The following is a 6325-nucleotide window of genomic DNA, read 5'->3' on the forward strand; positions in this document are numbered from 1 at the left end:
CGGATGAACCTGGCGGGTGTCCGTCAGCTGCCACCGAACCAGTTGTAACCCTGGTCTTCCCAGTAGCCGCCGGTGTAGGTGTTACTGACGAAAATCGCCTGGATATGCTTGGGATTTTTGTAGCCCAGCTTGGTGGGCATGCGCAGCTTCATCGGGAAGCCGTACTCACGCGGCAGCACCGCGCCGTCGTAGGTCAGCGCCAGCAGGGTTTGCGGGTGCAGCGCGGTGGCCATGTCGATGCTGGTGTAGTAATCGTCCGCGCATTTGAAGCCCACGTATCTGGCGTGCGTATCGGCGCCGATACGCCTGAGGAAATCGCTGAAAGGCACCCCGCCCCAGCGACCTATCGCGCTCCAGCCTTCGACGCAAATGTGCCGGGTGATCTGTTCGGCCTGGGCCATGGCGCGCAGTTCCTCCAGACGCCAGCTGCGTTTGTCGGCGACCAGGCCGGTGACTTCCAGTCGGAAACTGTCGGCCTCGACGGTCGGCGCTTCGTCGATACCGTAGAAGGCATTGAACGGAAATGGCCGGGTGATCATCGACGCCGGATAGGTGGGCGCCAGTGCATTGGGGTTGAACAGCCAGCCCTGCACCCGATCGTTGAAGCGCGACATCGAAGACAACGCGCTCTCGACGCTGTCGTTGTCGGTCAGGTTGCAACCGGACAACATCGCCACCCCGCCGAGGGTCAGGCCACGCAACAGAAACGAGCGGCGCGAGCGGTCTTCGATTTGCGGGGCGATGATTTTGCGAGCGTCGGCGAGAATGGACGCTTCATCCAGCCCGGGTCCTTGAATGCGCTTTTTCATAAGGGTTCCTTGTGACCGAACAGCATGGCAACCAGGGTTTTGGGGACCAGCGCGACCATCACCAAGTGCACCGCGACAAACCCCAGCAACAGCGCCATGGCAATAAAGTGAACGTGCCGCGCCGCTTCGTAGCCCCCCAGCAGCTCGCGCAACAAAGGGAACTGCACGGACTTCCACAGCACCAGTCCGGAGACCACCAGCAGCGCGATGTCGAGCATTACAAACAGGTAGGCAAGGCGCTGCACCTGGTTGTACTGGCGCAGGTCCGCATGCCCCAACTTGCCCCGCAGCGCGGCCAGCAGGTCGTGCCCGACACCTTTGGGCGACACGGGGAAAAACCGTCGCGACAGGCGCCCACTGATGAGGTTAACCAGTAGATAAATGACGCCATTGACGACCAGAAACCACATCGCCGCGAAATGCCATTGCAGCGCCCCGCCGAGCCAGCCACCCAGGGTGATCGACGGGGGAAAACTGAAATCGTAGAGCGGCGAAGCGTTGTAGATGCGCCAGCCGCTGGTGACCATCACCAGCACCGCCAAGGCATTGAGCCAGTGAGTCAGTCGTAACCAGCGCGGATGCGTGCTGACCGTGGGTTGCTGCGACATGGTGGCTCTCCCGGCGACTGGTGTTCGATGGAACCGAGTATGTGGGCCATCAGATCGCCAAATCCTCACGAAAAGTTAAATTAAACGTGATAACTCCCGACACCCGGAAAGCAGGCGCTAGCCCAAGTTGTGGTTAAATGCCGCCCCCTCAAATGACCGAACCAGGCCGATGAATCCAGAAGCGCTCGCCCTCCTCCACGCCCATCTGCTGACCGCCCTGGCAGATGCCCCCGCCGAAACCCGCCGGCTGTTCCATGGCCGCGGGCGTTGCTGGCCGGGCCTGGAACAGGTGACAGTCGACTGGTTGCAAGGGGTGGTGCTGGTGTCGCTGTTCAAGGAACCGCAGGCGGCGCAATTGGAGGCGCTGAAGGCAGACCTGTTGCGGCTGGCCGCTTCGCCTGCCTGGGTGGCCTGCGGCGCACATACGCTCGCGTTGCAGCACCGCTACCTGCCGCAAAGCACCACCGAATGGCTGGTGGGGGACGCCCTCGATGACATGACCATCACCGAGGGCGGCCTGCGCTATCGGGTGGACCTGGGCCGCAAGCAGAACAACGGCCTGTTCCTCGATATGCGCTACGGGCGCGACTGGGTGCGGGCCAATGCGCAGGGCAAGCGCGTGCTCAATCTGTTTGCCTACACTTGCGGCTTTTCCGTGACAGCAATCGAAGGCGGCGCCGAGCATGTGGTCAACCTGGACATGTCCAGCGCGGCCCTGAGCCGCGGTCGCGACAATCACCGGCTCAACGGGCACGACCTGGGCAAGGTGACGTTCCTGGGGCACGACCTGTTCAAGTCCTGGGGCAAGGTAATCGGCAAGGGGCCCTATGACCTGGTGATCATCGACCCGCCGTCCTTCCAGAAAGGCAGCTTCCTGCTGACCAAGGATTACCAGCGAGTCTTGCGCCGGCTCCCGGAGCTGCTGGGGTCCGAGGGCACGGTGCTGGCCTGCATGAACGACCCGGCATTCGGTGCAGATTTCCTCATCGAAGGCGTCACCCGGGAAGCGCCGAGCCTGCGGTTCGAGCGGCGACTGGAAAACCCGCCGGAGTTTCCAGACGCTGATATCGAGTGTGGGTTGAAGGCGCTCGTGTTCCGGCTATAGGACCATCGACCCCGCGTCGTGCACGTATTCCGCGCCCGGCGAAGATCCCCTGTGGGAGCGAGCCTGCTCGCGTTCGATCGTGGTGTGCCTGGCCTCCGACTCCGCCTAAGACAACGGCCATGCGGTGCCGGGACTGGACGCACACACGCTGCTCAAAGCCCTGGGTCAGGCCGGCTGGCCGGGCGCTGCGACCCGCTCCCGGTAAGTGCTCGGCCCGGGAATCACACTCACCGGGCCACTCCTCCCACCACGCCCTCCCCGTGCAACTGCTGCAACAAGGCCAGGCCGCTCGCCACGAAAGCGGGCACGTCTTCAGCACCGGCCTCCTGTGCAAGGGCTTGCAACTGGGCCTGGCCATTGAGTGCGGGAAACTCGTTTATGCGCTGCAACAGGCGCCAGGCCAATGGGCTCAGTTCGGAAAACTTCACGCTCCAGTCTTCGCCGCGACGCACCAGCAGCAACGTAGGCTGGGCCGGCGGCATTGACGGCTGGAAATCCGGCCCGACCTGCTGGACCGGCCAGGCATACGCCAATGGCCAGGCGAGCGGCGAAACGCGCAGCGGGCGATCCAGTAAGCTTGCGCCAGTGCTGACAGGCAGGGGTTCGGCGTCGGACTGTTGCAATGCCATCTCGACCCATTCGTAATGTGCCAGTTCGACCATGAACCCGGGCCAGTCGCCTTGGGGGACAGTCGCCACAAAGCCCACGAACTCCTCGGCGATTTCGCCGAATTTCGGCGTGCGCGCGCGATGGTCACGCAGAAAACTGCGCACCAGCAGGCGCCAGCGCGCCTCGCCGAGGATCCTGATCAAAACAGGGAAAGTAGCGCTGAGCAATTGCGACAGATTGGCAAAGATCAGGTCGCGGTAAACCTGGGCCCTTGCCGCGTCCATGTGGCCTGGCGGCGCGCAATGGTCGGGGTCGCGCAGGTAGCGGCCAAAGGTAATCTGCTCCTGAAACAGGCCGGGCTTATCCACGATTCACTCCTGCGGCCTGCAGACGGCGGATGGTTTGCAGTTCGGCGACCAACTCGGCAAATACCGGGAAATTGAAGTCCCGCTCCAGCAGCGTCGGTTGCGCACCGAACCGCGCATAGGCCTGCGCCAGCAACGACCAGACCGCAGGCTTCACCGAAGCCCCGTGGGTGTCGATCTTCAAGGTGTCCGACTCGTCGAAATGTCCGGCCACGTGCATGCCCACCACCCGCCCCGGGTCGATGCCGAGCAGGAACGCCTGCGGATCAAAACCATGATTGATCGAGTTGACGTACACATTGTTGACGTCCAGCAGCAGGTCGCAGTCAGCTTCACGCAGCACCGCATTGGTGAACGTGACTTCGTCCATGTCCTGGCGCGGCGCCGCGTAATAGGACACGTTTTCCACCGCCAGGCGCCGCCCCAGGATGTCCTGGGCCTGGCGAATCCGCGCGGCCACGTGGTGCACTGCTTCTTCGGTGAACGGCAAGGGCAGCAGGTCGTAGAGGTGGCCGTCATCACTGCAGTAGCTCAGGTGTTCGCTGTACAGCGGCACATTGTAGAGCTCGAGAAAAACCCGGACTTCGCGCACAAATGCGACGTCAAGCGGAGTCGGCCCACCCAGGGACAACGATAAGCCGTGACACGACAGCGCAAACTTTTCCGCCAGGGCGCGCAACGCCGCACCCTGTGCGCCCCCCACGCCGATCCAGTTTTCCGGGGCGAGCTCGAGAAAGTCGAAATCCCCTGCCGGGGCAGCCTGCAAGTCCTTCATCAGGACTCGACGCAGGCCGAGGCCGACGCGGTTTTTTACTGGGGGCTTGGGACTGTGCATGCGGTTGATTCCGGGGTGGTGGAAACGGATGTCCAGTTAAGCGTCGGTATGTATCGGGCCTGTGTTCGGTGGGGGCCGGGAGTGTGGGCAACTGTATCGCCAGGCGGGCTGGATACACTCCAATACACGCAACACCCGAGTCCCCCTGGGGGAGCGGGCTTGCTCCAGTTAGCACTTTCGTCGTTTGGAAACGCGCCTTAGATCCTGCGAACTAAACTTAACGCACACAGGACACCCCTGGCGTCCTGTTCATTCCGTTCAACCTGATACTGGAGGCGCGCAAATAACACGCCGGTGGGGTCCACGTAGGAGCAGCCGAAGGTTCGGCCCGCGATCGGACGATCTCTTGACCTTGATCTTTAACAATCAAAATCAAAAGATCGTCCGATCGCGGCCCGAACCTCCGGCAGCTCCTACAATGGGAAGATCTCTGGAGTGTTGAACATGCTAGATGGCCGAATCCGCGAACAACTCGATCAGCTCCGACACCTGATGACCGAACAACCCTTCGTGGTACTGACCGGAGCCGGTATCAGCACGCCCTCGGGCATCCCCGATTACCGGGACAACCAGGGCGTGCGCCGTGGTCGGCAGCCGATGATGTACCAGGAGTTCCTCTCGGCTGCCGAATCCCGCCGCCGCTACTGGGCGCGGGCGATGCTGGGCTGGCCGCGAGTGCGCCTGGCCCAGCCAAACGTGGCGCACGAGGCGCTGGCCGGTTTGCAATGCAACCAGCGGATCAGCGCGCTGATCACTCAGAATGTCGACTCCCTGCACGATCAGGCCGGCAGCCATGACGTTATCGAACTGCATGGCAGCTTGCAGCGGGTACTGTGCCTGGATTGCGGGGAGCGCAGCGAGCGCGACTCGATCCAGGAACAGATGGAACAGCACAATCCTTACCTGGCAGGTGTGGATGCAGTGCAGGCGCCGGATGGCGACACCCTGCTCGACCCTGCTTTCGAAGCGCGCTTCCAGGTGCCGCGTTGCCCGCATTGTGCGGGTGAGCGGATGAAACCCGACGTGGTGTTCTTTGGCGAGAACGTCGCACAGGGAACGGCCGCCAGGGCCATGGCGACGGTTGAGAAAGCCGCTGGATTACTGGTGGTGGGGTCGTCGTTGATGGCGTATTCGGCGTTTCGCTTGTGCCGGGCAGTGGTGGATCAGGGCAAACCGTTGATTGCGATCAATCTGGGCAAGACGCGGGCCGATGAGCTTCTAGACCTGAAGATCGAAGCGTCGTGCGAACAGCTGCTGCCGTTGCTGGCGCAAAACCTGTCCACCTGATTTTCCGGGGACCCGGTGGGGCTTGCCCGCGATGGCGTCTGCACATTCGTAATTGGTGTGACAGGGAGATTGCCATCGCGGGCAAGTCGAATCGTCGCACCGCCGCTCCCACAGGTATTGGTGGTGGACGCAGCATTTGTGTTCGGCGCAGACCACTGTGGGAGCCAGCCTGCTGGCGATGGCGTCTGCGGATTCGACATTGATGTGGCAGGGAGATTGCCATCGCGGGCAAGTCGAATCGTCGCACCGCCGCTCCCACAGGTTTTTTGTGGTGGGCGCAGCATTTGTGTACGGCAGATATCTCTGTGGGAGCCGGGCTTGCCCGCGATGGCGTCTGCAGATTCGATATTGATGTGACAGGCAGATTGTCATCGCGGGCAAGTCGAATCGTCGCACCGCCGCTCCCACAGGTTTTTTGTGGTGGGCGCAGCATTTGTGTACGGCAGATATCTCTGTGGGAGCCGGGCTTGCCCGCGATGGCGTCTGCGGATTCGACATTGATGTGACAGGGAGATTGCCATCGCGGGCAAGTCGAATCGTCGCACCGCCGCTCCCACAGGTATTGGTGGTGGACGCAGCATTTGTGTTCGGCGCAGACCACTGTGGGAGCCAGCCTGCTGGCGATGGCGTCTGCGGATTCGACATTGATGTGGCAGGGAGATTGCCATCGCGGGCAAGTCGAATCGTCGCACCGCCGCTCCCACAGG

6 protein-coding genes are annotated in these 6325 nt (G+C 62.4%); 2 read left to right on the forward strand and 4 right to left on the reverse strand.

All coding sequences use genetic code 11. The features are described 5' to 3' along the window. Nucleotides 1-23: 23 nt before the first annotated feature. Complete coding sequence (locus tag IMW75_RS17740) at nt 24-809, reverse strand: molybdopterin-dependent oxidoreductase (protein ID WP_045060389.1); 786 nt, start codon at nt 807-809, stop codon at nt 24-26. Then, nucleotides 806-1417, reverse strand: coding sequence for a cytochrome b/b6 domain-containing protein (locus IMW75_RS17745; RefSeq protein WP_205893356.1), 612 nt, complete (start codon nt 1415-1417; stop codon nt 806-808). Before IMW75_RS17745 ends, IMW75_RS17740 begins: the two co-directional genes overlap by 4 nt. A 169-nt stretch (nt 1418-1586) precedes the next feature. Here IMW75_RS17745 and IMW75_RS17750 point away from each other — a divergent pair, with 169 nt between their 5' ends. Then, complete coding sequence (locus IMW75_RS17750) at nt 1587-2522, forward strand: class I SAM-dependent methyltransferase (RefSeq protein WP_045060387.1); 936 nt, start codon at nt 1587-1589, stop codon at nt 2520-2522. A gap of 227 nt (nt 2523-2749) precedes the next feature. Here the strand turns inward: IMW75_RS17750 and IMW75_RS17755 are convergent, their stop codons facing one another. Both IMW75_RS17755 and IMW75_RS17760 read right to left on the reverse strand, forming a co-directional pair. Then, entirely contained in the window at nt 2750-3499 is a 750-nt protein-coding gene (locus tag IMW75_RS17755; protein WP_045060386.1) for an HvfC family RiPP maturation protein, read from the reverse strand. Next, the gene (locus tag IMW75_RS17760) at nt 3492-4331 is read right to left on the reverse strand and encodes an HvfB family MNIO-type RiPP peptide maturase (RefSeq protein ID WP_205893357.1); all 840 of its coding nucleotides are present in this window, start codon (nt 4329-4331) and stop codon (nt 3492-3494) included. The genes IMW75_RS17755 and IMW75_RS17760 overlap by 8 nt, the downstream gene beginning before the upstream one ends. A 444-nt stretch (nt 4332-4775) precedes the next feature. Here IMW75_RS17760 and IMW75_RS17765 point away from each other — a divergent pair, with 444 nt between their 5' ends. Next, nucleotides 4776-5618, forward strand: a complete 843-nt coding sequence (locus IMW75_RS17765) for an NAD-dependent protein deacetylase (protein WP_205893358.1) — start codon at nt 4776-4778, stop codon at nt 5616-5618. Nucleotides 5619-6325 lie beyond the last annotated feature (707 nt).

It is taken from the genome of Pseudomonas gregormendelii (assembly GCF_017114825.1).
Taxonomy (GTDB): Bacteria; Pseudomonadota; Gammaproteobacteria; order Pseudomonadales; family Pseudomonadaceae; genus Aquipseudomonas; species Aquipseudomonas gregormendelii.

Bases quoted from the DNA above. Each gene is read 5' to 3' on its own strand.
- IMW75_RS17765 (WP_205893358.1), top strand. From the start codon at position 4,776: ATGCTAGATGGCCGAATCCGCGAACAACTCGATCAGCTCCGACACCTG.
- IMW75_RS17740 (WP_045060389.1), bottom strand. From the start codon at position 809: ATGAAAAAGCGCATTCAAGGACCCGGGCTGGATGAAGCGTCCATTCTC.
- IMW75_RS17760 (WP_205893357.1), bottom strand. From the start codon at position 4,331: ATGCACAGTCCCAAGCCCCCAGTAAAAAACCGCGTCGGCCTCGGCCTG.
- IMW75_RS17745 (WP_205893356.1), bottom strand. From the start codon at position 1,417: ATGTCGCAGCAACCCACGGTCAGCACGCATCCGCGCTGGTTACGACTG.
- IMW75_RS17750 (WP_045060387.1), top strand. From the start codon at position 1,587: ATGAATCCAGAAGCGCTCGCCCTCCTCCACGCCCATCTGCTGACCGCC.